Origin of the sequence: Streptomyces sp. AC555_RSS877 (assembly GCF_019049245.1) — a bacterium.
Taxonomy (GTDB): domain Bacteria; phylum Actinomycetota; class Actinomycetes; order Streptomycetales; family Streptomycetaceae; genus Streptomyces.
On record NZ_JAGMUK010000015.1, the window covers coordinates 79,821 to 103,579 of the forward strand.

Annotated in this window: 18 protein-coding genes and 1 pseudogene; 9 read left to right on the forward strand and 10 right to left on the reverse strand. The window is 70.7% G+C overall.

Annotated features, from left to right (window positions below):
• The first annotated feature begins 4 nt into the window (after positions 1-4).
• A pseudogene (locus KUM49_RS06135) lies at positions 5-1,106 on the forward strand (calcium:proton antiporter).
• 33 nt (positions 1,107-1,139) lie between these two features.
• Here the strand turns inward: KUM49_RS06135 and KUM49_RS06140 are convergent.
• A complete protein-coding gene (locus tag KUM49_RS06140) occupies positions 1,140-2,444 on the reverse strand; it encodes an MFS transporter (protein ID WP_254400801.1) in 1,305 nt (434 codons plus the stop codon).
• Between the two features lie 60 nt (positions 2,445-2,504).
• Positions 2,505-3,551: a S66 peptidase family protein gene (locus tag KUM49_RS06145; protein WP_217235667.1), complete on the reverse strand. Its 1,047-nt coding sequence runs from the start codon at positions 3,549-3,551 to the stop codon at positions 2,505-2,507.
• A 103-nt stretch (positions 3,552-3,654) separates the two neighbouring features.
• Between KUM49_RS06145 and aroQ the strand changes: the two genes are divergently transcribed.
• Positions 3,655-4,128: a type II 3-dehydroquinate dehydratase gene (gene aroQ, locus KUM49_RS06150; RefSeq protein ID WP_217235668.1), complete on the forward strand. Its 474-nt coding sequence runs from the start codon at positions 3,655-3,657 to the stop codon at positions 4,126-4,128.
• 39 nt (positions 4,129-4,167) lie between these two features.
• Here the strand turns inward: aroQ and KUM49_RS06155 are convergent, their stop codons facing one another.
• The 5 genes from KUM49_RS06155 to KUM49_RS06175 form a co-directional block, all read right to left on the reverse strand.
• Positions 4,168-4,923, reverse strand: a complete 756-nt coding sequence (locus KUM49_RS06155; RefSeq protein ID WP_254400802.1) for an amino acid ABC transporter ATP-binding protein — start codon at positions 4,921-4,923, stop codon at positions 4,168-4,170.
• Positions 4,920-5,804: an amino acid ABC transporter permease gene (locus KUM49_RS06160; RefSeq protein WP_217235669.1), complete on the reverse strand. Its 885-nt coding sequence runs from the start codon at positions 5,802-5,804 to the stop codon at positions 4,920-4,922. Before KUM49_RS06160 ends, KUM49_RS06155 begins: the two co-directional genes overlap by 4 nt.
• Positions 5,801-6,685, reverse strand: a complete 885-nt coding sequence (locus tag KUM49_RS06165; RefSeq protein WP_217235670.1) for an ABC transporter substrate-binding protein — start codon at positions 6,683-6,685, stop codon at positions 5,801-5,803. The genes KUM49_RS06160 and KUM49_RS06165 overlap by 4 nt, the downstream gene beginning before the upstream one ends.
• 505 nt (positions 6,686-7,190) lie before the next feature.
• Positions 7,191-7,847 carry an MBL fold metallo-hydrolase gene (locus KUM49_RS06170; RefSeq protein ID WP_217235671.1) on the reverse strand — a complete coding sequence of 219 codons (657 nt, stop codon included), beginning with the start codon at positions 7,845-7,847 and terminating at the stop codon, positions 7,191-7,193.
• Between the two features lie 47 nt (positions 7,848-7,894).
• Positions 7,895-8,578: a maleylpyruvate isomerase family mycothiol-dependent enzyme gene (locus KUM49_RS06175; protein WP_217235672.1), complete on the reverse strand. Its 684-nt coding sequence runs from the start codon at positions 8,576-8,578 to the stop codon at positions 7,895-7,897.
• Between the two features lie 225 nt (positions 8,579-8,803).
• Here KUM49_RS06175 and uvrA point away from each other — a divergent pair, with 225 nt between their 5' ends.
• The 3 genes from uvrA to KUM49_RS50160 all read left to right on the forward strand — a co-directional run bounded on the left by uvrA (position 8,804) and on the right by KUM49_RS50160 (position 14,594).
• On the forward strand, positions 8,804-11,944 hold the full coding sequence (gene uvrA / locus KUM49_RS06180; RefSeq protein WP_217235673.1) for an excinuclease ABC subunit UvrA: 3,141 nt from the start codon (positions 8,804-8,806) through the stop codon (positions 11,942-11,944).
• A 245-nt stretch (positions 11,945-12,189) separates the two neighbouring features.
• Positions 12,190-12,645 (forward strand): DUF4231 domain-containing protein, encoded by a 456-nt coding sequence (locus tag KUM49_RS06185; RefSeq protein ID WP_217235674.1) that lies wholly within the window; start codon positions 12,190-12,192, stop codon positions 12,643-12,645.
• The gene (locus KUM49_RS50160; protein ID WP_217235675.1) at positions 12,642-14,594 is read left to right on the forward strand and encodes a TRAFs-binding domain-containing protein; all 1,953 of its coding nucleotides are present in this window, start codon (positions 12,642-12,644) and stop codon (positions 14,592-14,594) included. Before KUM49_RS06185 ends, KUM49_RS50160 begins: the two co-directional genes overlap by 4 nt.
• Positions 14,595-14,859: 265 nt before the next feature.
• Here the strand turns inward: KUM49_RS50160 and KUM49_RS06195 are convergent, their stop codons facing one another.
• The 3 genes from KUM49_RS06195 to KUM49_RS06205 all read right to left on the reverse strand — a co-directional run bounded on the left by KUM49_RS06195 (position 14,860) and on the right by KUM49_RS06205 (position 18,025).
• Positions 14,860-15,765, reverse strand: coding sequence for a carbohydrate kinase (locus KUM49_RS06195; protein WP_217235676.1), 906 nt, complete (start codon positions 15,763-15,765; stop codon positions 14,860-14,862).
• Positions 15,762-16,916 carry a LacI family DNA-binding transcriptional regulator gene (locus KUM49_RS06200; RefSeq protein WP_217235677.1) on the reverse strand — a complete coding sequence of 385 codons (1,155 nt, stop codon included), beginning with the start codon at positions 16,914-16,916 and terminating at the stop codon, positions 15,762-15,764. Before KUM49_RS06200 ends, KUM49_RS06195 begins: the two co-directional genes overlap by 4 nt.
• Positions 16,917-17,068: 152 nt before the next feature.
• A complete protein-coding gene (locus tag KUM49_RS06205) occupies positions 17,069-18,025 on the reverse strand; it encodes a hypothetical protein (protein ID WP_217235678.1) in 957 nt (318 codons plus the stop codon).
• A 530-nt stretch (positions 18,026-18,555) separates the two neighbouring features.
• Here KUM49_RS06205 and uvrC point away from each other — a divergent pair.
• The 4 genes from uvrC to whiA are packed head-to-tail and all read left to right on the forward strand — an operon-like array spanning position 18,556 to position 23,631.
• Positions 18,556-20,631, forward strand: coding sequence for an excinuclease ABC subunit UvrC (gene uvrC / locus KUM49_RS06210; protein WP_217235679.1), 2,076 nt, complete (start codon positions 18,556-18,558; stop codon positions 20,629-20,631).
• A complete protein-coding gene (gene rapZ, locus KUM49_RS06215) occupies positions 20,628-21,587 on the forward strand; it encodes an RNase adapter RapZ (protein WP_217235681.1) in 960 nt (319 codons plus the stop codon). The genes uvrC and rapZ overlap by 4 nt, the downstream gene beginning before the upstream one ends.
• Complete coding sequence (gene yvcK / locus KUM49_RS06220) at positions 21,584-22,651, forward strand: uridine diphosphate-N-acetylglucosamine-binding protein YvcK (RefSeq protein ID WP_217235682.1); 1,068 nt, start codon at positions 21,584-21,586, stop codon at positions 22,649-22,651. Before rapZ ends, yvcK begins: the two co-directional genes overlap by 4 nt.
• A complete protein-coding gene (whiA, locus tag KUM49_RS06225; RefSeq protein ID WP_217235683.1) occupies positions 22,642-23,631 on the forward strand; it encodes a DNA-binding protein WhiA in 990 nt (329 codons plus the stop codon). The genes yvcK and whiA overlap by 10 nt, the downstream gene beginning before the upstream one ends.
• Positions 23,632-23,759 lie beyond the last annotated feature (128 nt).

Sequence of the window (23,759 nt, forward strand, 5' to 3'; positions counted from 1 at the left end):
CTGCATGATCGCTCGGCTCAGGTCGTCCACGACACGGGTGGACGTCCGCCGTGCCGGTACTCGCGGTCGTCATGCTGCTGTTCACCTGGGGCCGAGACTTGCCCGGCACGGTCGTCGCGCTGATGACCGTGGTCCTCGCCGGAGCTGTGCTGGCCGCCGTGCACCACGCCGAAGTGGTCGCCCACCGGGTCGGCGAGCCCTTCGGCTCCCTGGTTCTGGCCGTTGCCGTCACGGTCATCGAGGTCGCCCTGATCGTCACCCTGATGGTGGACGGTGGTGACAAGAGCTCGACGCTGGCCAGGGACACGGTCTTCGCAGCCGTGATGATCACCTGCAACGGCATTGTCGGTCTCAGCCTCCTGGTCGCCGCCCTGCGCCACGGCACGGCGGTCTTCAACCCCGAGGGCACCGGCGCCGCCCTTGCGACCGTCGCCACCCTGGCCACGCTCAGCCTGGTGCTGCCGACGTTCACCACCAGCAAGCCGGGCCCGGAGTTCTCCGGCGTCCAGCTGACCTTCGCGGCACTCTCCTCGCTGGTCCTGTACGGCCTGTTCGTGGCGACCCAGACCGTACGGCACCGCGACTACTTCCTCCCGATCAGCCGCCAGGGCGAGGTCATCGCCGCCGAAGAACACGCCGGCGTACCGTCCGCCCGGACCACCCGGATCAGTCTCGGGCTGCTGAGCCTGGCCCTGATCGGTGTGGTCGGCCTGGCCAAGGGCGTGTCGCCGACCATCGAGTCCGGGGTGGAGGCAGCCGGCATGCCGCAGCCGTCGTCGGCGTGATCATCGCCCTGCTGGTGCTGCTGCCGGAGACCATCGCCGCGCTGCGCTCCGCCCGCCGCGACCGGGTGCAGACCAGCCTCAACCTCGCGCTCGGCTCGGCCATGGCCAGCATCGGCCTGACCATCCCCGCTGTGGCCCTGGCCTCGATCTGGCTCTCCGGGCCGCTCGTGCTCGGCCTCGGCTCCACGCACATGGTGCTGCTCGGCCTGACCGTGGTGGTGAGTTCCCTGACGGTGGTGCCGGGCCGGGCCACGCCACTCCAGGGAGGGGTCCACCTGGTCGTGTTCGCAGGCGTATCTGGAACTGGCGATCAATCCCTAGACGCTCGCGCAAGCGTTTACGCAGCGCCGGCGTTCATCCGGTGGCCGGCTCCGCCGCCACCACCGGCACCGGCCGCGTCTCGGGAAGCAGCGCGAAGCACCCCAGGCTGAGCAGGGCGATCCCTGTCAGATACGCCCCGACACCCCACGGCACCCGGCCGCCCTGCTCGACGAGCGCGGTCGCCACGAGGGGCGTGAGCGCGCCCCCGACGACCCCGCCGAGGTTGTAGCCGACCGCGGCGCCCGTGCAGCGCACCCGGGGTTCGTACAGCTCCGGCAGATACGCGGCGATCACGGCGAACATGGTGATGAACGCGAGCATCGCGCCCAGGAAGCCGAGGAACATCAGCAACGGTTCTCCCGTGGCGAGGAGCGCGACCATCGGGAACATCCACACGGCGGCGCCCGCACACCCGGCCAGGCACAACGGCCGACGTCCGTACCGGTCGCCGAGCACCGCCGCCACCGGCGTCAGTGAGCCCTTCACCAGCACCGCGGCCATGATGCAGGTCAGCATGACGGTCCGGCTCACGCCGAGCCGCTCGGTGGCGTACGCGAGGGACCACGTCGTCACGGCGTAGAAGATCGCGTACCCGATCGCGAGTGCCCCCGCGGTCAGCAGGACGAGCCGCCAGTGGTCACGCGCCACCTCGGCGAGCGGCACGCGCGCGTGGTCGTCGATCCCGAGGAAGCTGGGGCTCTCGACGAGCGAGGAGCGCAGCCACAGCCCCACCACGGCCAGCACCCCGGCCGCCCAGAACGGCACCCGCCAGCCCCACTGCGCGAACTGCGGCTCGGACAGCGTCGCCGACAGCGCCAGCACCACGCCGTTCGCGAGCAGGAAGCCCAGCGCGGGCCCGATCTGCGGGAAGCTCGACCACAGGCCACGCCGTTCGGCGGGCGCGTGTTCCACGGTCAGCAGCACGGCCCCGCCCCACTCCCCGCCGAGCCCGAGCCCCTGCAGAAAGCGCAGCACGAGCAGGAGCACGGGAGCGGCGACGCCGATGGTGTCGTAGGTCGGTACGCAGCCGACCGCGACCGTGGACGCACCCGTCAGCAACAGTGAGGCGACCAGGACCGGCCTGCGCCCGTGCCGGTCGCCGATGTGTCCGAACAGCACCGATCCCAGCGGCCGGGCGACGAACCCGACGCCGAACGTCCCGAAGGCGGCCAGCGTCCCCGCCACCGGCGAGAACGTGGGGAAGAACAGTGGCCCCAGGACCAGCGCCGCGGCGGTCCCGTAGACGAAGAAGTCGTAGAACTCGATGGCCGTCCCGGCGAGCGAGGCGGCCGCGAGCCGCAGCATGGAGGGTGCCCTTACGGTGCGTACGTCGTGCATGCCGCGTCAACTACCCACCGTGATCACGGGTTACGGGGGCGCGCGGGGTCGCGGTCCGCGTCAGTAGGTGACGGTGATGCGCCGGGCGAGACCGTCGACGCGGACGACACCGCCGTACGGGATGACGAGTTGGGGGTCGGTGTGCCCGAAGTCGACGTCGAGGACGATCAGGGTGTCGGGGGCGTACGCGCGCATGGCGCGCAGCACGGCCTCGCGCTGCTCGGCGGCGTAACGGGCGGCCTCCTGCGGGCTGTTGGGGCGCTCGAAGGACCAGGTCTTCGCTCGGCCCATCAGCAGCGCGGAGAAGCGCTGGAGCAGGCCGCGCTCGCCCATGCTGCGCATCGTCGTGAAGACCTCCGTGGCACTCGGCATGTCCTCCGAGGTCTCCAGGAGGAGTACGCCGCCGTCGTACTCGGTCAGATCGTGCGAGACCTCACGGTCGGCCATCAGCAGCCAGCCGAGGATCTCCAGGCATCCGCCCCAACTACGGCCCTCGACGACCCGGTCGGCGTTCACCCAGGTCCAGCCGGTACCGGGCCGGGTCTCCGGTTCCGCGTCGAACGTCGCGGGGTCGGCCCAGTCGCGGTTGACGTCGTTCCAGCGCTCGGCGGGCTTCAACTCGTACTCGCCCGAGGTGAACAGCGCCGCGCGCAGCGACTCGGCGGTCTGGGGGTGCATGGCGCCGGGGCGGCCCAGCTCGCACATCACGGACACCCCGTGGTAGCCGACGATTCCGGCGTTGCGCAGGAACGCGAGCAGGTTCGTGTTGTCGCTCATCCCGAAGAACGGCTTCGGGTTCGCGGCGATCAACTCCCGGTCCAGCAGCGGCAGTACCGTGATCTGGTCGTCGCCGCCGATCGACGCGACGACCGCCTTGATGTCCGGGTCGGCGAAGGCGGCGTGGATGTCGTCGGCCCGCTCCTGCGGCGTGGAGCCCATCTTGCGGGTCGCCGGGTACTCGACCGGTTCGAGCCCGTACTCCTTGCGCAGCCTCTCCAGCCCCAGCTCGTGGGGGCGCGGGAAGAGCCCGGGCAGGCCGGACGAGGGCGAGATCACGGCGATGCGGTCGCCGGGTAACGGCTTGGGCGGGTAGGAGGGCGTCGTCATACGGGGAGGGTACGGGCGGCCGACCCGGCCCCGCACCGTGATAAACCGGGGCCGAGCAGCGGTCCTCAGCGGACCGCCCCATCCTGAACGGACCGGAGGAACCGTGCCCCGCACCCTGGCCAACGCCCCGATCATGATCCTCAACGGCCCCAACCTGAATCTGCTCGGCCAGCGCCAGCCGGAGATCTACGGCTCCGACACCCTCGCCGACGTCGAGGCCCTGTGTGCCAAGGCGGCGGCCGCGCACGGCGGAACGGTGGACTTCCGCCAGTCCAACCATGAGGGTGAGCTGGTCGACTGGATCCATGAGGCGCGGCTGAACCACTGCGGGATCGTGATCAACCCGGGTGCCTACTCGCACACCTCGGTCGCGATCCTGGATGCCCTCAACACCTGTGACGGACTTCCGGTGTTGGAGGTCCACATCTCCAACATCCATCAGCGCGAGTCGTTCCGGCACCACTCGTACGTCTCGCTGCGCGCGAACGGCGTCATCGCCGGATGCGGAGTGCAGGGCTACGTTTTCGGGGTGGAGCGGGTCGCGGCGCTGGTGGGGGCGGGGCAGGCGGACGCGTAAACGCTTACGCCACCCCGCGTGGCCCTTGGCCCCGGCGGCCTAGGGGAGACGGCCGGCCTCCACGATCCGCCGCAGAAAGCGCTGCGTGCGCTCCTGCTGCGGATCGCCGAAGATCCGCTCGGCGCTGCCGTGCTCCAGGACCACACCGCCGTCCAGGAAACACACCTGGTCGGCCACCTCGCGGGCGAAGCTCATCTCGTGCGTGGCCAGCACCATGGTCATGCCGTCGTCCTTCAGATCGCGCACGACGGCGAGGACCTCGCCCACCAGCTCGGGATCCAGCGCGGCGGTGACCTCGTCGAGCAGCAGCAGCCGGGGACGTACGGCCAGAGCGCGTGCGATCGCGACCCGCTGCTGCTGTCCGCCGCTCAGCCGGTCCGGGTACTCGCCCGCCCTGCCCGCGAGGCCGAGCCGCTCCAGCAGCTCACGCGCGCGTGCCTCGGCCTCGGCGCGGAACACGCCGTGCACACGGCGCGGGGCCAGGGTGATGTTCTCGAGGACGGTCATGTGCGGGAACAGGTTGTACGCCTGGAAGACCACGCCTATACGGCGGCGCACCGCGTCCTGGTCGACGCGCGGATCGGTGATCTCCTCGTCGTCCAGCCAGATCGCGCCGTCGTCGATGTCCTCCAAAAGGTTGGCGCACCGCAGCAGCGTCGACTTGCCGGACCCGGACGCGCCGATCAGCGCGGTCACCGTGTGCGGGGCGACCTCCAGGTCGACGTCCCGCAGCACGACCGTGCCACCGAACGTCTTGCGGACCGACTCCATGCGCAGCACGGGGGCGTCACTCATAGGGATCCTCCCTGGGCCCGCTTACGGTCCATCCGGGCCGTCACCCAGTCAGTGAACCGTGTCATGGGGATGGTCAGCGCCACGAAGACCAGGCCCGCGACGATGTACGGCGTGTAGTTGAGGCTGCGGCCGACGATGATGTCGGCGGCCCGCACGGCGTCCACCGCGCCGCCGATCGACACGAGCCCGGTGTCCTTCTGGAGCGACACCAGGTCGTTGAGCAGCGGCGGCACCTGGCGGCGTACCGCTTGCGGGAGGACGACGTACCGCAGCGCCTGTCGGTTGTTGAGGCCGAGCGAGCGGGCCGCGGCGCGCTGCGAGGGGTGCACGGACTCGATGCCGGCGCGGAACACCTCGGCGACGTACGCCGAGTACGTCAGCGTCAGCGCCGTACCGCCCAGCAGCACCGGGTCGACGGTGACACCCTGCAGCCGCAGTGCGGGCACGCCGAGGACCACGATCATCAGGTTGATGATGAGCGGCAGGCCCCGGAAGAAGTCGGTGTACGCGGCGGCGAGCACGCGCAGCGGGAAGAACACCGGGCCGCGCAGGGTGCGTGCGACGGCTATGAGCATCCCGAGGACGAGTACGGCAGCGCCGCAGATCAGCAGCAGCCGGACGTTGAGCCACAGTCCTTCGAGGACCTTGGGCAACGCCTCGCGCGCGTACTCGGCGCTGAAGAACGTTTCTTTGGTGCGCGCCCAGCCGGGGGCGTTGACGACGACCAGGTAGAGCACGACGCCTGTGACCAGCGTCGAGAGTGCGCCGATCGCGGTGGCGCGGCGGGAGCGGGCGCGCTTGTAGGCCTCGCGGTCGATGCGCCGCTGCGAGGGGACGTATCCCTCACTCTCCTGGCCGGACTCGTCCTTGGTGAGCGTCACTTGAGTACGGGTGCGTCGACGGCCTCGGACAGCCACTGCTGCTCGACCTTCGCCAGCGTGCCCCTCTCGCGCAGGGCGTCGACGGCGTCCGTCACGCACGAGGTGAGCGCGCTGCCCTTGTCGAGCACGAGCCCGAACTGCTCCGGCGTACCGCCCTGGTTCTCGAACTGCCCCACGATCGTCGCGTCCGTGACCTCGGCCGCGGTGATGTAGAAGGCGGTCGGCAGGTCGACGACGATGGCGTCGACCTGGCCGTTCTGCAGGGCGGACTTGGCCTGGTCGTTCTTGGCGTAGGCGGCGGGCTCCCGAGTCGGCTTCACCACGTCGTCGATGTAGTTGAGGCTGGTGGTGCCGACCTGGGCGCCCAGCTTGAGGTCCTTCAGGTCGGCGAGGCTCGTCGCCTTCGCGGCCTTGCTGTCCTTGAGGGCGATGACGGCCTGACGCACGTCGTAGTAGCCGGACGAGAAGTCCACGGCCTTCTTGCGCTCGTCGCTGATCGACACCTGGTTGATGTCGAAGTCGAACGTCTTTTCGCCGGGCGCGAAGGCCTTGTTGAAGGGAACGCTCTGCCAGACGACGGCGCTCTTGTCGTAGCCGAGCTCCTTCGCCACGGCGTACGCGACCGCGGACTCGAAGCCCTCGCCGTTCGCGGGCTTGCCGTCCTTGAACCACGGCTCGTACGCGGGCTCGTCGGTGGCGATCGTCAGTTTGCCGGAGGTCTCGGTGGCCAGCTTGCCCTTGGCGCAGGTGGTCCCGGCCGACCCCGAAGGCGTGTCGGCCGCCTTCTCCTCCGGCTGCGGAGCGCAGCCGACAGCGGTGGCGAGCAGGGCTGTGGTCGCGGCGGCGAGGGCGCGGCGCAGCGGGCGCGAGGCAGGAGGCATGGCGGGAGAGTGGCAGTCCGCCGCCCCGTTTGTCGAGGTCACGGCAAGATTCGTCCGCATGGTGGGAACGGGTGTTTCATTCTTGTGAACGCGTCCCGTGAGGCGATGCTCGCCGGGGGCCGCCGGTCGAGGGCGGGGATCGGAAGACCGGCGGCCCGTACCGCGCAGGAGCCGTCGTCCTGGGCGGGGCTGCCACCAGTTGACTGCGCAACCACGTACGCCGGGAGCGCGCGTACGGCACCGGCGTGAGCGAAGAGTTCACACGGGGCGCGTGTGCGGAGTGGGCGCGGGGCTCACACTCATCGCCGCGCGCCCGTGCTGGTCGCCCACCCTCGCGGGCCGGGGGGGGGAGGGGGGGGCACTCGTCGGCCGCGTGCACCGGTCGCTCACCAGCCCCGTGCGAGGGGAGCCCGCGCAGGACGCCGGCGAGCGCGAGGGATTCACACGGGGCGAGCCCTCCTCGCCCTGCGCGCCGGATGCTCACGGTCCCCGCAACGGGCGGTGGTCACCAGCCCCGCGCGTGCCACTCCGGCAGATGCGGCCGCTCCGCGCCCAGCGTCGTGTCGTTGCCGTGCCCGGGGTACACCCATGCCTCGTCGGGGAGGGCGTCGAAGATCTTCGTCTCGACGTCGTGGATCAGGCTGGCGAACGCCTTCGGGTCCTTGCGGGTGTTGCCCACCCCGCCCGGGAACAGGCAGTCGCCGGTGAAGACATGGGGATGCCCGTGCGGGTCGTCGTAGACGAGGGCGATCGAGCCCGGCGTGTGGCCGACCAGATGGCGCGCGGTGAGTTCCACGTGCCCCACGCGGATGGTGTCGCCGTCGTCGACCAGGACGTCGGTCGGCACGGGGATGCCGTCCGCGTCGTCCCGACCCGCGTACGTGCGCGCGCCCGTGGCCGCGACGACCTCGGCGAGCGCCTGCCAGTGGTCACCGTGCTGGTGCGTGGTGACGACCGACGCGATGCCGTCCTCGCCGATGCTGCCGAGCAGGGTGCCGGCGTCGTTGGCGGCGTCGATCAGCAGTTGCTCGTCCGTGGCCCGGCAGCGCAGTACATAGGCGTTGTTGTTCATGGGTCCGACCGCGATCTTCGTGATCATCACGTCTCGCAGTTCGTGCACGTCGGCCGGGCCGCCGACCGTCACCACTCCGCTGTACGTCATGACGTTCAGCCTATAGCGGGGGAGGGGCCCGGCCGAGGCGGAGCGGACTACAGCGGGGGAAGGGCCGGCAGCGGGCCGCCGGCCACGGTCAGAGCGGATCCGTCGCGGCGCCCCGCGAGCCAGCCCAGCAGGTCGGCCCGGTGGCCGGTGACGGTGATCCGAGCCGTCCCGTCACGGCCGGTCGGGATTTGCCGGCCGTCCTGCTCGATCAGCACGGCGGGTACGTCGGGATGGCCCCGGAAGCGGTCGGCGAGGAAGTCGATCTCCCGCTGGGTGAAGTCCCCGGGGAGGTCTTCCAGGTTGTACCCGATGCCGAGGTCCACATGGTGCAGCTCCACCTCGATCCAGCGCCGGAACGGCACCCGGGACGCGGAGTCGGTGACCCCGTTGCGCAGCTCCACCGTGCGCGACCAGTCCGCCGGCCCGGCCCCCGCCTCCTGGAAGCGCGCCGCGCTGTCGCGGAGGTCGGTGAGCTGGACGGAGAGGGGGCGCGGCGCGTCCCGCTCGATGTCGGTGTCCCGGGCGTCCGCGGAGGCGTACATGGGACGGCCTTCGAGGACGTTCACGAGGGCGTCCGCGTTGCGGGCCAGGTGGGCGAGGACGTGGCCGCGGGTCCAGCCGGGCAGCCGTGACGGCTCGGTCACAGCCGAGTTGTCCAGTTTGGTGACTGCGATGAGCAAGCGTTCGGTAGCGTCACGTACAGACGCCAGGTCATGCGCGTGATCAATCATGGTGCTGACCCTAGCTCCGGCCACACCTTCGGGTGAAGCTCGTGTAGCGGAACCGTAAATCGAATGCACGTGCTATATGGTCGGGCGTGGCGTCGGGCATGCTGGAGAGCCGGGGATTGTTTACGCATCCGGGAATCCGACCGGCGTTGTCAGTGGCTCCCCCTAGTCTGAGAAAGCACGGGGGCCTCGCCCCTGTCACTTCTCTCAAGAAAGGTGCGGACCGGCGTGGCCGACCGTCTCATCGTCCGTGGCGCGCGCGAGCACAACCTGAAGAACGTCTCGCTCGACCTGCCTCGCGACTCGCTCATCGTCTTCACGGGCCTGTCCGGGTCGGGCAAGTCCTCCCTGGCCTTCGACACCATCTTCGCCGAGGGCCAGCGGCGCTACGTGGAGTCGCTCTCCTCGTACGCCCGCCAGTTCCTCGGTCAGATGGACAAGCCCGACGTCGACTTCATCGAGGGCCTCTCGCCCGCGGTCTCCATCGACCAGAAGTCGACCTCGCGCAACCCGCGCTCGACGGTCGGCACCATCACCGAGGTCTACGACTATCTGCGACTGCTCTTCGCGCGCATCGGCAAGCCGCACTGCCCCGAGTGCGGCCGTCCGATCTCGCGCCAGTCGCCGCAGGCCATCGTCGACAGGGTCCTGGAGCTGCCGGAGGGGAGCCGCTTCCAGGTGCTGTCGCCGCTCGTCCGTGAGCGCAAGGGCGAGTTCGTCGACCTCTTCGCCGATCTCCAGACCAAGGGCTACTCCCGCGCGCGCGTCGACGGCGAGACGATTCAGCTCTCCAACCCGCCCATGCTGAAGAAGCAGGAGAAGCACACCATCGAGGTGGTCATCGACCGCCTCACGGTGAAGGACTCCGCCAAGCGTCGCCTCACCGACTCCGTGGAGACCGCGCTCGGCCTGTCCGGCGGCATGGTCGTGCTCGACTTCGTCGACCTCGCCGAGGACGACCCGGAGCGCGAGCGCATGTACTCGGAGCACCTGTACTGCGCGTACGACGACCTGTCCTTCGAGGAGATGGAGCCCCGTTCCTTCTCCTTCAACTCGCCCTTCGGTGCCTGCCCGGACTGCACGGGTATCGGCACGCGCATGGAGGTCGACCCGGAGCTGATCGTCCCGGACGAGGACAAGTCCCTCGACGAGGGCGCCATCCACCCCTGGTCGCACGGCCACACCAAGGACTACTTCGGCCGACTGATCGGCGCCCTCGCGGACGCCCTGGGATTCCGTACGGACATCCCCTTCGCCGGTCTGCCGCAGCGCGCCAAGAAGGCACTGCTCCACGGCCACAAGACGCAGATCGAGGTCCGGTACCGCAACCGCTACGGACGCGAGCGTGTGTACACCACGCCCTTCGAAGGCGCCGTCCCGTTCATCAAGCGCCGGCACAGCGAGTCCGAGAGCGACGCCAGCCGGGAGCGCTTCGAGGGCTACATGCGCGAGGTCCCCTGCCCGACCTGTGAGGGCACGCGCCTCAAGCCGGTGGTCCTCGCGGTCACGATCATGGAGAAGTCGATCGCCGAGGTCTCCGGCATGTCCATCAGTGACTGCGCGGACTTCCTGGGCCGGCTGAAGCTGAGCGCCCGCGACAAGAAGATCGCCGAGCGTGTGCTGAAGGAGGTCAACGAGCGGCTGAGGTTCCTGGTCGACGTCGGCCTGGACTACCTCTCGCTGAACCGTGCGGCCGGCACCCTCTCCGGCGGCGAGGCCCAGCGCATCCGTCTCGCCACCCAGATCGGCTCCGGCCTGGTCGGCGTCCTGTACGTCCTCGACGAGCCGTCCATCGGCCTGCACCAGCGCGACAACCACCGGCTCATCGAGACCCTGGTCCGGCTGCGCGACATGGGCAACACGCTGATCGTCGTCGAGCACGACGAGGACACCATCAAGGTCGCCGACTGGATCGTCGACATCGGCCCCGGCGCGGGCGAGCACGGCGGCAAGGTCGTGCACAGCGGATCCCTGAAGGAACTGCTGGCCAACCCGGAGTCCATGACCGGCCAGTACCTGTCCGGCAAGAAGGCCATTCCGCTGCCCGACGTCCGGCGCCCGCAGGACCCGTCCCGCCGGCTCACGGTGCACGGCGCCCGCGAGAACAACCTCCAGGACATCGACGTGTCCTTCCCGCTGGGCGTGTTCACGGCGGTCACGGGCGTGTCCGGCTCCGGCAAGTCGACGCTGGTCAACGACATCCTGTACACGCACCTGGCCCGCGAGCTCAACGGCGCCCGGAGCGTTCCGGGGCGGCACACGCGCGTGGACGGCGACGACCTCGTCGACAAGGTCGTCCACGTCGACCAGTCGCCCATCGGCCGTACGCCCCGGTCGAACCCGGCGACGTACACCGGCGTCTTCGACCACGTCCGCAAGCTGTTCGCCGAGACCACCGAGGCGAAGATCCGCGGCTACCTGCCCGGCCGCTTCTCCTTCAACGTCAAGGGCGGCCGCTGCGAGAACTGCGCGGGCGACGGCACGATCAAGATCGAGATGAACTTCCTCCCGGACGTGTACGTCCCGTGCGAGGTCTGCCACGGTGCCCGGTACAACCGGGAGACCCTGGACGTCCACTACAAGGGCAAGTCCATCGCCGACATCCTGAACATGCCGATCGAGGAGGCCATGCACTTCTTCGAGGCCGTGCCCGCGATCTCCCGCCACCTGAAGACGCTCAACGACGTCGGTCTCGGCTACGTCCGTCTCGGCCAGTCCGCGACCACGCTCTCCGGTGGCGAGGCCCAGCGGGTGAAGCTCGCCAGCGAGCTCCAGAAGCGCTCCACCGGCCGCACGGTCTACGTCCTGGACGAGCCGACCACCGGTCTGCACTTCGAGGACATCAGCAAGCTGCTCACCGTCCTGGCCGGTCTCGTCGACAAGGGCAACACGGTCATCGTCATCGAGCACAACCTCGACGTGATCAAGACCGCCGACTGGGTCGTCGACATGGGTCCCGAGGGTGGCGCCGGCGGCGGCCTGGTCGTCGCCGAGGGCACGCCCGAGCAGGTCGCCGGCGTCCCGGCCAGCCACACCGGCAAGTTCCTCCGGGAGATCCTCGACTCCGACCGGATCAGCGACGCGGACCCGGTGAAGGCCCCGCGCAAGACGGCCGTCAGGAAGACGGCGGCCAAGAAGGCGGTGGCGGCCACGACGGCGGTGAGGAAGACGGCGACGGCCAGGACGACCACCACGACGACGGCCGAGGACGTCGACACCACGGCGGCCAAGAAGGCGACCGCGGCCAAGAAGGCGACGGCGGTCACGAAGGCGACCGCGGCCACGAAGGCAACGGCGGCCACGAAGGCGACCGCGGCCACGAAGAAGGCCGCGCCGGCGAAGAAGACGACCCGGACCCGCAAGGCCTGACGAGGAGAGCCGAACAGACGGGGAGAGTCTGACACCGACAGGGGAGTCGGACGAGGGACCACCTGGAGGGGACCGCTGCGGGGCGAGGACAAGCACCCGCAGCGGTCCGCGCCTGCCCTCCTCCAGCGCGGACCGCCCTCATGCGTTCTTGCCCCGCCTCTGCGCTTACGCCATCGTGACCTTGGCGGATCGGCCCGTGACGACGTGGGCACGCCCCGCTGACGACCACGGAGGGGGAGCCGGTGGTGGAACCTGATATTCCGGCAGCCCGGGGCGGGCCGGTGGAACCGCGGGCGGCACGGCCGGCCGACGTCACCTGGCACCGGCTCCAGGACCAGCTGAACTGGTTCGACCGGAAGAGCGGTCTCGCCCAACGCCGCTTCAAACAGCTGAAGTTGGCCACACTCATGCTGGCGGCCGGTCTTCCGGTGACCGTCGCCGCCTCCGCGCCCAACTGGATCCCGGCGTTGATGGGCGCCCTTGTCGCGGTCATCGAGGGCGCACAGCAACTGTTCAAGTTCCAGGAGAACTGGATCAACTACCGGTCCGTGTGCGAGGGGCTGCGCCGCGAGCACTACCTGTACCTGGCGCGGGCGGGGCACTACGGCGAAACGGCCGACGTCGACACCCTGCTGGCCGAGATGGTGGAGCGGATCATCGGACAGGAAACCACCCACTGGGTGGAACGGGAGGCCACGTGATCATCGTCTTTACCGGTCGGCGTCCCTCAGGGCGGGACGGAGTGTTCCCCGATACCGCCGTGGACTGGCTGGAGGAGCGGCTGAAGCTCCTCATCGCCGGACTCCGGCCGCGGCTCGCCGTGGGTTCAGCCGCCGCGGGCACCGACCTGCTCGCCGCCGGGGCGGCACTGCGCGCCGGTATCCCGGTCGAACTCCTGGTCACCGAGGACCCCGAGGAGTTCGTGAGCGCCTCCGTCGCCGACAAAGGGCCGCGATGGGAGGAGCGCTTTCGCACGCTGACCGCGCAGACGAAGGCCGCCGTGATCCCCGTACCGGGAGCGAGGGCCGACGACGACGGATTCCGCGTCGTCAACCGGGCGATCCTGAGCCACGCCCGCGACAGCATGCGCGACCCGGTCCAGAAAGCGGTCGCACCCGAGGAACTCGTGGTGGTCGCGGTGACCGAGGGACCACGCGCGGGAGAGGACCACACAGAGTCCCTCGCCCGGTCCGCCGAAGCCCTCGGCCATCTGGTGCTGCGCCTCGACCCCTCCCAGGTCCAGCCCGAGGCGCCGACGGCGTTCGTCGCCATGCCGTACGGCGTCAAGGCCGACTCCACACGGGACCTCAAGCGGTTCGAGGCGGACCAGTCCTGGCACCGGGTGGTCGTACCCGCTCTCCTCGACAGCGGATACCGACCGATCCGCACGGACCTGGAAGCCGGCCTGAAAAGCATCGACGCGCGCATGCTGCACAGCATCAACACCGCCGACCTCTTCGTGGCCGACCTCGCCACGCTCAACCCCAACGTCCTGTGGGAACTGGGCGTGCGACACGCCTGGCGACCCCACGCCACGCTCCTGATGGCGCCGAACTGGGTCACACCGCCCTTCGACCTGGGACATTCCACCATCCAGCGCTACGAGCGGGGAATGAAGAAGGTCAGCGATCGGCAGGCGGTCACCGCCATTCGCAAGCTCAAGGCCGCGCTGAGCGCGACGCAGCGGGGGGACGACAGCCCGGTGTGGGCCGTGTTCCCCGCGCTGGAGCCCGTACAACTGCCTCCCGACGCCGATGTGGAGCTCTTCTCGCGGCTCACGCGCTACAGCGAGGAGATCAACCTCGCGGCGGCCCTGCGTGACTCCGGGAGACTGCTCGACCTCGCCGACCAGGTACGGGCCGACGGACTCCCCGACAGCAACTGCCGCGACCAGCTGGAGCAGATCGGACTGGCCCTCGTGAAACTGGGCAGCTTCGACGACGGGCGCAGGCTGCTCGAGCCGCTGACCGCGGCCGACGTCTCCTTCGGCCGGATCCGCATGCAGCAGGGATACGCCCTCACCCTGATCCACCGTGACGGAACGCCCGAGGAGCGGCTGAAGTACCTGAAAGACGCCGAACGCAGGTTACTGCTGCTCGACGGCCACCATCCCGGCTCCTCCGAAACCTGGGGACTGCTCGGCAGCGCGGCCAAACGAGCCTTCGAGCTCGCCTTCCGGCTTGAGGAGAAGAACGCCTCTTCTCACCTGAACCGCGCCATCGAGGCCTATCGCAGGGGCATGGAGGCCGATCCCGGCGACTACTACCCGGGGATCAACGCTCTGGCCCTCGTACGGGTGAGGGGGCAGCACTTCGACGGCGGCCAGGACGACGTGGCGCTGGCGGAGTCCCTGCTCCCGGTGGTCCGGTTCGCCGTCGAGCGCCGCCCGGTCGGCCCGAACGACACCTGGGAGCACGCGACGCTGGCCGAACTCGCCCTGCATCAGCACCTGTTGGACAAGGGCATGGCTCCAGTACCACCCGTCGAGGCGCTGCGCCACTACACCTTCGCGGCCCATTCCGCCGACGGCGCCGAACTTGCCTCCATACGCCGCCAACTCGAGTTCCTCATGGCCGTGGGAGACCCGCCCGAGGTCCTTGCCCCACTGCTCGCGGCCATCCCCACACCGGCCGAAGGGAACGCCCTGTGACATACGGGACCACCGAGCCGTACGTGATGGTGAGTCCCGCGGAGCATCCCGGCGGACCGGAACAGCCCCGAGGCGGCCCGGGTCCTCAACCTCGACAACTGGGCGGAGGGCGGCAAGGCCTCACTCGTCCGGGCGCTCGAACTGATCCAGCGGTCCGGCGCCGGCGCGGGTGCTCCTTCGCCGAAGCCTTCCAGCTGCTGCTCGACGAGTAGCAAACCGCCGGGGCATCACCCGGGGTGCTCCGTCCCACAGAACGGCCCGCGTCTCAGGCCAGCTCCGCCGCGTACGGCGGCTCCGCCCCAGCGCGCGAGCAGGTTATCGCCGCTGCCCGCGCGGCGAACCTCAGCAACCGTGCCCAGCCGTCCGCGCCCAGGCCGGCGAGCGCCTGCGGGGACAGGGCGTCACGGGCGGCCAGGCCGTGCAGCAGGGCGGCGTTCACGGTGTCGCCGGCGCCGATCGTGTCGACGACGTCGACCTTCTCGCCCGGCACCGCGTGCACCGCGCCGTCCCTGGTGAAGGCCGTCATCCCGTCGCCGCCCTGGGTGATCACGACGGCCGAGGGCCCCGCGGCCAGCCACTCGCGCGGGGTACCGCCCAGCCACAGCGCGTCCTCCTCGGAGAGCTTGAGCAGGGAGACCGACGGCAGCCAGCTCTTGAAGCGCGCCCGGTAGGCGTCCGCGTCGGGGATCAGCCCCGCCCGGATGTTCGGGTCGAGCGCGGTGAACACGCCCCGCGCGGACGCGCTCCGCATCAGCTCCTCGTAGGCGCTCGCGCCCGGTTCCAGGACGAGTGAGCACGTCCCGAACGAGACCGCCCGGGTCCCCCCGGGAAGCTCTGCGGGCGCTGTGAACTGCCGGTCCGCGGTGCCGTCGACGTAGAAGGAGTAGGCGGCCGAGCCGTGCGTGTCGATCGTGGCGACCGCGAGGGTGGTCGGCTCCGTGCCACGCTGTACGGCCGTCACGTCCACCCCCGCCGCCCGCAGCCCGTCGAGCAGCGCCTCGCCGAAGGCGTCGTACGAGACGCGGGAGCAGAAGGCCGTGGGGGAGCCGAGGCGGCCGAGGGCCAGGGCCGTGTTGTACGGGCCGCCGCCGAGCGCCGGCTTCAGGCCCGCCAGGGCGCCCGTGCCCTGCGGCACCAGGTCGATCAAGGCCTCTCCGGCGACGACGATCACGCGACGGTTCCTCTCTTGGACGGCGAGGGCTGCGAGGGCTGCTGGGGGTGCGCGGACCGAGGGGTCCGCAAGGGCTGCTGAGGGGACTGCGACGGCTGACGGAGCTGCGAGCCCTGCGCCGCCGACGGCCCCGGCTCGCCGTCGCAGCCGCACGAGGCGCGGTGGACGAAGGCGCAGGCGAGCCGCACGGTCCGGGCCGGCCGGTCCGGCGTGGCGAGACGCTCCAGGAGCACATGGAACGCCCGGGCGCCGATCTCCCTGCTGGGCTGGGCGATCGCGGTGAGCCGCGGTGTGAACAGGTCGGCCCAGGCGAAGTCGTCGAAGCAGCACAGGGCGATGTCGTCCGGCACGGACAGGCCGCGCTCGCGCAGAGCGCGCAGGGCGCCGATGGTCATCGCGTTGTTCGCGGTGACGAGCGCGGTGGGCGGTGCAGGAAGGGACAGCAGGGCCGCGGTGGCCCGTTCGCCGCCGTCCGACTCGGAGTCGCCGTGCACGACGAGGCGTTCGTCGTAGGGAAACCCGGCGGCGGCCAGGCCGTGCCGGTACCCGGTGATCCGTTCGCCGGTGGTGCTCAGCCCGGCCCGGCCCGCGACCAGGGCGATCCGCCGATGGCCGAGCCCGGCGAGATGGGTGACCAGCTGGGCCGTCGGTTCGGCGCTGTCGGCGCAGACCTGGTCGAAGCGCGGTGCGCGGTCCTCGGGGGAGTCGATCACCCGGTCGAGGAACACGGCCGGTACGTCGTGACGCGTGAGGTAGGCGACGAGCTTCCGCGGGTCGGCGGAGGGGGCGACGATCATGCCGTCCACCCGCCGTTCGTGCAGGAGCTGGACGACCTTGAGCTCGTGCTCCGGATCGTCGTGCGGGTCGGCGATGAGCAGGCCGTAACCGTGCTCCAGGGCGGCGGCCTCGACTCCCTGGAGGATGTCCGTGAAGTACGGGTTGCTGATCGCCGACACCGCGAGGCCGACGGACCGGGTGCGGGAGGTCACCAGGGAGCGGGCGAGGGTGTTGGGCGTGTAGCCGAGCTCCTCGACGGCGTCCAGCACGGCCTGGCGGGTGTGCGGCAGGACCGGCCGGGTGTCGTTCAGCACGTGCGAAACGGTCGCGACGGACACGCCGGCGCTGCGTGCGACGTCGGCCATGGTCGGCATGGGGTCCTCCTCCCGGAGAGGCAGAAGCAGAAGCAGAATCAGAAGCAGAGAAAACGGCGGCGGTGGCGGCATCGGGAACGTATCGCATACCAGCCCGCACGTAAACGCTTGCGCAAACGTTTACGTGCGGTCACCGTCCCCGGCCCAGGGGGTCACTCCCAGTCCCACCCGATTCCCACGATCCCCGTCCGCACCCGGGGTTCGACGAGGTGCACGGAGTGATGCCGGCCGGTCAGGGCCAGCTCCTGGCGCCCGCTGCGCGGCGCCGCCGCCGAGTGCTGGGCGAACCGGTGGCAGCGCACCGGCAGCGCGTGCTCGTCGAAGCGGACCTGGAGCGCGTACTGACCGCCCGCCGGCCCGAACCCGCGGACGCACTCCCGTGACACACCGGCCGTGCCGTCCTCGACGCCGTAGCGGAAGAGGAACGTGTCGCCGGCCCGCAGCCGGGTGTCGAAAAGCAGTTCGGCCACGAGCACCCCGGTGTCGTGATCGCAACGCACGCGTCCCGTCCGGCAGTTCTCCACGGCGTGGACGGTCATGCGCTCTGGAGCGCACCCCGGGTCGCCGTGGTGGACGGCCACGAATCGGTCGACGCCGTCCCGGTGGGCGCGCACGATGTGGTGCGACTCGCGCCCCGCCAGCTCGCGGCGCCCGCCGATCCGTACCCGCTCGTGGTGCCCGACGGTGTGCAGCCCGCCGTCGAGCGGCGATCCCAGCTCGGCCAGCAGGTGTTCCAGGACGCCGGAGGCCTCGACGAGGGAACGGTAGGAGCGTGCCGCGGGCCGCTCTGCGGCCGGGTCCTCGTCGGTGTGGGCGAGCAGCCGGATCAGCGACTCCTCCGGCAGCTGGAGGATCTCCTCCAGCGCCCGTACGGCCCGCAGCGACTCCGGGCGCTGCGGGCGCCGGGCGCCCTGTTGCCAGTAACTCAGACTCGTCACGCCGACCTTCACCCCGTGGCGCGACAGATGGTGCTGCACGCGCTGCAGCGGCAGCCCGCGGGCGGCGATCGCGGCGCGCAGCGCGACATGGAAGGGGCCGACACGCAGGGCCGCGTCCAGTTCCGCGGTGGCGACGGTGGCGACGTCCGCGTGCTGTGTGGCGTGCGGCATGCAGGGGCCTTTCTGTGAATGTTCACAACGGCTGGTCAGACCGTTCGCGGGAGTCGGGGCCGCCGATCCGGCGCAGGGGTCTTCACATCCGTACGCCGACGTTCAGGGCCCGAGTTCCCCCGCATTGAAGCGTGTTGACCAAGCCCCGACAACACCTGATGCCCAACCGCGGTGCACACCTGGCCGACTTCGCGCGGCGACGGACCTGGGCGGGATTCCGCTCATGCGGCTGGGTTCCCGGGGCCGGCCGTCTCCATGAGCCCGGTCACGCATGTGGACGAGTTCCTGGGAGCCCGGAGCCCGGAGCCCGGAGCCCGGAAGGAAGCCCACCCGCACCGTCCCGGCCCACCGGGCGCGCCTGCCGGGAGGCCACCGCCTGCCGGGAGGCACCGTCCGCCACCGCGGCCTATGACGGCGACCGCCGCGTACTGGCGCTTCTCGGTCCTCCCCTCCCGGAGTCCCCATGAGGGCGTCGGTCCGTCGTCCACAGGCTCGCCGCGCTGTCAGCCCCCGCCAGTAGGGTGTGAGACATGGCCGACCCCTCCAGCTACCGCCCCAAGCCGGGACAGATCCCGGACTCTCCCGGGGTGTACAGGTTCCGTGACGAGCACCGCAGGGTGATCTACGTCGGAAAGGCGAAGAGCCTGCGCCAGCGCCTGGCGAACTACTTCCAGGATCTGGCGGGCCTGCACCCCCGCACCCGCACCATGGTCACCACGGCCGCGTCCGTGGAGTGGACGGTGGTGTCCACCGAGGTCGAGGCCCTCCAGCTGGAGTACTCCTGGATCAAGGAGTACGACCCCCGGTTCAACGTCAAGTACCGCGACGACAAGAGCTACCCGTACCTCGCGGTGACGATGAACGAGGAGTTCCCGCGCGTCCAGGTGATGCGCGGTCACAAGAAGAAGGGCGTGCGCTACTTCGGGCCGTACGGCCACGCGTGGGCGATCCGCGACACCGTCGACCTCCTGCTGCGCGTCTTCCCGGTCCGCACCTGCTCGGCCGGCGTCTTCAAGAACGCCGCCCGCACCGGCCGCCCCTGCCTGCTCGGCTACATCGGCAAGTGCTCCGCACCCTGCGTCGACCGCGTCTCGGCCGAGGAGCACCGCGAACTCGCCGACGAGTTCTGCGACTTCATGGCCGGCCGCACGGGCACGTATCTGCGCCGCCTGGAGAGGCAGATGACGGCGGCGGCCGAGGAGATGGAGTACGAGCGGGCGGCCCGCCTGCGCGACGACATCGGGGCCCTGAAGAAAGCCATGGAGAAGAGCGCGGTCGTGCTCGCCGACGCGACCGACGCCGACCTCATCGCGGTGGCCGAGGACGAGCTGGAAGCAGCCGTGCAGATCTTCCACGTCCGCGGCGGCCGCGTGCGCGGCCAGCGCGGCTGGGTCACCGACAAGGTCGAGGAGATCACCACCGGAGCCCTGGTCGAGCACGCCCTCCAGCAGCTCTACGGCGAGGAGACCGGCGACTCGGTCCCCAAGGAGGTCCTGGTCCCGGCCCTGCCCGACCCGGTGGAGCCGGTCCAGGAGTGGCTGACCGGGCGCCGGGGTTCCAACATGTCGCTGCGCATCCCGCAACGCGGCGACAAGAAGGCCCTCATGGAGACGGTGCAGCGCAACGCGCTCCAGACGCTCGCCCTGCACAAGACCAAGCGCGCCTCCGACCTGACCACGCGCTCGCGCGCGCTGGAGGAGATCGCCGACGCCCTGGGCCTGGACAGCGCCCCGCTCAGGATCGAGTGCTACGACATCTCGCACCTCCAGGGCGACGACGTCGTGGCCTCCATGGTCGTCTTCGAGGACGGGCTCCAGCGCAAGAGCGAGTACCGCCGCTTCCAGATCAAGGGCTTCGAAGGGCAGGACGACGTCCGCTCCATGCACGAGGTGCTCACCCGCCGCTTCCGGCGTTACCTCGCCGAGAAGGAGCGGACGGGGGAGTGGACGGACGGCGAGGACGGCCTCGACGACGGCCTGGACGGCACCGTCCTCCAGGACGGCAACGGCCTCAAGGACGACGACGGCCGGCCCAAGCGGTTCGCCTACCCGCCCCAGCTCGTCGTCGTCGACGGCGGGCAGCCCCAGGTGGCCGCCGCCAAGAAGGCCCTCGACGAGCTCGGCATCGACGACATCGCCGTCTGCGGCCTGGCCAAGCGCCTGGAGGAGGTCTGGCTGCCGGACGACGACGACCCGGTGGTCCTGCCCCGCAGCAGCGAGGGCCTCTACCTCCTCCAGCGCGTCCGCGACGAGGCCCACCGCTTCGCGATCACCTACCAGCGGGCCAAGCGCGCCAAGCGCTTCCGTGCGAGCCCTCTGGACGAGGTCCCCGGGCTCGGGGATGCGCGCAAGCAGGCGGTGCTGAAGCATTTCGGTTCGTTGAAGAAACTGCGATCCGCCACCATCGACCAGATCTGTGAGGTTCCCGGCATAGGCCGCAAGACGGCCGAGACGATCGCCGTGGCCCTCGCCCGGACGGCTCCGGCCACGCCGGCGGTGAACACGGCGACTGGAGAGATCATGGAAGAGGAACCCGACACCACGGGTTCCGGTGGGGAGCCCGTGGCGACGGGCGCCCCGGACGAACGACGGGGGCAGGAGACATGAATGTGAACGAGCACGACGTGCAACAAGGCCAAGCCGGAGACGGAGCACAAGTGAGTACGGGCACGCCCAACGAGACGGCCGCGGTCCCGGACGCGGCCATCCCCGAGCTGGTGATCATCTCCGGTATGTCCGGGGCCGGTCGCTCCACGGCCGCCAAGTGTCTGGAGGACCTCGGCTGGTTCGTCGTCGACAACCTGCCGCCCGCGCTGATCCCCACCATGGTGGAGCTCGGCGCCCGCTCCCAGGGCAACGTGGCGCGGATCGCGGTCGTCGTCGACGTACGCGGCCGCCGTTTCTTCGACAACCTCCGAGAGTCCCTGGCCGACCTCGACAGCAGGCAGGTCACCCGGCGGATCGTCTTCCTGGAGTCCTCCGACGACGCCCTGGTGCGCCGTTTCGAGTCGGTGCGCCGCCCGCACCCCCTCCAGGGCGACGGCCGCATCGTCGACGGCATCGCCGCCGAGCGGGAGCTGCTGCGCGAGCTGCGCGGCGACGCCGACCTGGTGATCGACACCTCCAGCCTGAACGTGCACGAGCTGCGCGCCAAGATGGACGCCCAGTTCGCGGGCGAGGAGGAGCCCGAGCTGCGGGCCACCGTCATGTCCTTCGGCTTCAAGTACGGCCTCCCGGTCGACGCCGACCTGGTCGCGGACATGCGCTTCCTGCCCAACCCGCACTGGGTCCCGGAGCTGCGCCCCTTCACCGGCCTCAACGAGGAGGTCGCCGCGTACATCTTCAACCAGCCCGGTGCCAAGGAGTTCCTCGACCGGTACGCCGAACTGCTCAGGCTCATCGCGGCCGGCTACCGCCGTGAGGGCAAGCGGTACGTGACCATCGCCATCGGCTGCACCGGTGGCAAGCACCGATCGGTCGCGACCTCGGAGAAGCTGGCCGCGCGCCTCGCGGCCGAGGGCGTGGAGACGGTGGTCGTGCACCGGGACATGGGACGGGAATGACGGGACGTACTCCCCGGCTGAGCAAACTGCGCCGGGCCGTGCCCGAGGGCCGCGCGAGCCGGCCCGTCGAGGCCCGTGGCGCCAAACCGCGCCGCCGTGGCGCCCAGCCCAAGGTGGTCGCCCTCGGCGGCGGCATGGGCCTGTCCGCCTCGCTGGCCGCCCTGCGCCGGATCACCGGTGACCTCACCGCCGTCGTCACCGTGGCCGACGACGGCGGCTCCAGCGGACGCCTGCGCGACGAACTGGGCGTGCTGCCGCCCGGCGACCTGCGCAAGGCCCTGGCCGCGCTGTGCGGCGACGACGAGTGGGGCCAGACCTGGGCCCGGGTCATCCAGCACCGCTTCCAGTCCAAGGGCGACCTGCACGAACACGCGGTCGGCAATCTGCTGATCGTCGCCCTGTGGGAGCAGCTCGGCGACCACGTCCAGGCCCTCGACCTGGTCGGCAGACTCCTGGGCGCGCACGGGCGCGTGCTGCCCATGTCCGCCGTACCGCTGGAGCTCCAGGCCCTGGTCAAGGGCCACGACCCGGACCGGCCCGACGACATCGACACCGTGCGGGGACAGGCGACCGTCGCGCTCACGCCCGGCGAGGTGCAGTCCGTGCACGTGGTGCCGCACGACCCGCCCGCGGTGCCGGAGGCGGTGGCGGCCGTCCTCGACGCGGACTGGGTGGTCCTCGGCCCCGGCTCCTGGTTCTCCTCGGTGATCCCGCACCTGCTCGTGCCCGATCTCCTGGACGCGGTCACCCAGACGAAGGCCCGCCGGGTGCTCTCCTTGAACCTCGCCCCGCAGCCGGGAGAAACCGATGGCTTCTCCCCGCAGCGTCATTTGGAGGTTTTGGGACGACACGCCCCTAAACTCGCCCTGGACGTGGTGCTGGCCGACGAGGCCGCCGTGCCCGACCGCGAAATGCTCACCGAGGCCGCCAAGCGGCTCGGTGCCGCGGTCGAGCTGGCCCCGGTCGCCCGGAGTGACGGAACTCCTCGGCACGACCCGGAGCTGTTGGCCGCCGCGTACGACCGTATTTTTCGGATGCATGGAAGGATCGGCCCATGGCGATGACGGCAGCGGTGAAGGACGAGATTTCCCGGCTCCCCGTCACCCGTACCTGCTGCAGGAAGGCGGAGGTCTCCGCCGTGCTGCGGTTCGCCGGCGGCCTCCACCTGGTGAGCGGGCGCATCGTGATCGAGGCGGAGCTGGACACCGCCATGGCGGCCCGCCGTCTCAAGCGGGACATCCTGGAGATCTTCGGCCACAGCTCCGAACTGATCGTGATGGCGCCCGGCGGACTGCGGCGCGGCTCGCGCTACGTCGTGCGGGTGGTCGCCGGCGGTGATCAGCTGGCCCGGCAGACCGGCCTGGTCGACGGCCGGGGCCGCCCGATCCGCGGCCTGCCCCCGCAGGTCGTCTCCGGCGCCACCTGTGACGCGGAGGCGGCCTGGCGCGGAGCCTTCCTTGCGCACGGCTCGCTCACCGAGCCGGGCCGCTCCTCCTCGCTGGAGGTGACGTGCCCCGGCCCGGAGGCCGCGCTCGCCCTGGTCGGAGCCGCCCGCCGCCTGTCGATCGCCGCGAAGGCCCGCGAGGTGCGAGGAGTGGACCGGGTCGTCGTCCGTGACGGTGACGCGATCGGCGCCCTGCTGACCCGGCTCGGCGCCCACGAGTCGGTGCTGGCCTGGGAGGAGCGCCGGATGCGCCGCGAGGTGCGTGCCACGGCGAACCGTCTCGCCAACTTCGACGACGCCAACCTGCGCCGCTCCGCGCGCGCGGCCGTCGCCGCCGGCGCCCGTGTCCAGCGTGCCCTGGAAATCCTCGCCGACGACGTGCCCGAGCACCTCGCCGCCGCCGGCCGGCTGCGCATGGACCACAAGCAGGCCTCGTTGGAGGAGCTGGGGGCGCTCGCCGACCCGCCGCTGACCAAGGACGCAGTGGCCGGCCGGATCCGCCGCCTGCTGGCGATGGCCGACAAGCGGGCCCAGGACCTCGGCATCCCCGGCACGGAGTCCAGCATCACCGAGGAGATGGCGGACAACCTCGTGGGGTGACGTGCGCGGTATGTTCAACACGCCGGTGCCGACGCCCACTTGGGTGATCGGCACCGGCGTTTGCGTGTCGTTGAGGCACCCTTGACTGGATCATGGACTGACATGAGCCTGGCATCTGTTCGCCGACG

Excerpts from the sequence above, each read along its gene's own strand:
- KUM49_RS06170 (WP_217235671.1), bottom strand. The coding sequence starts at position 7,847 with ATGACGTACAGCGGAGTGGTGACGGTCGGCGGCCCGGCCGACGTGCAC.
- KUM49_RS06155 (WP_254400802.1), bottom strand. The coding sequence starts at position 4,923 with ATGAGTGACGCCCCCGTGCTGCGCATGGAGTCGGTCCGCAAGACGTTC.
- KUM49_RS06145 (WP_217235667.1), bottom strand. The coding sequence starts at position 3,551 with ATGACGACGCCCTCCTACCCGCCCAAGCCGTTACCCGGCGACCGCATC.
- KUM49_RS06200 (WP_217235677.1), bottom strand. The coding sequence starts at position 16,916 with ATGCCGACCATGGCCGACGTCGCACGCAGCGCCGGCGTGTCCGTCGCG.
- KUM49_RS06205 (WP_217235678.1), bottom strand. The coding sequence starts at position 18,025 with ATGCCGCACGCCACACAGCACGCGGACGTCGCCACCGTCGCCACCGCG.
- whiA (WP_217235683.1), top strand. The coding sequence starts at position 22,642 with ATGGCGATGACGGCAGCGGTGAAGGACGAGATTTCCCGGCTCCCCGTC.
- KUM49_RS06175 (WP_217235672.1), bottom strand. The coding sequence starts at position 8,578 with ATGATTGATCACGCGCATGACCTGGCGTCTGTACGTGACGCTACCGAA.
- uvrC (WP_217235679.1), top strand. The coding sequence starts at position 18,556 with ATGGCCGACCCCTCCAGCTACCGCCCCAAGCCGGGACAGATCCCGGAC.
- rapZ (WP_217235681.1), top strand. The coding sequence starts at position 20,628 with ATGAATGTGAACGAGCACGACGTGCAACAAGGCCAAGCCGGAGACGGA.
- KUM49_RS06165 (WP_217235670.1), bottom strand. The coding sequence starts at position 6,685 with ATGCCTCCTGCCTCGCGCCCGCTGCGCCGCGCCCTCGCCGCCGCGACC.
- KUM49_RS06140 (WP_254400801.1), bottom strand. The coding sequence starts at position 2,444 with ATGCACGACGTACGCACCGTAAGGGCACCCTCCATGCTGCGGCTCGCG.
- yvcK (WP_217235682.1), top strand. The coding sequence starts at position 21,584 with ATGACGGGACGTACTCCCCGGCTGAGCAAACTGCGCCGGGCCGTGCCC.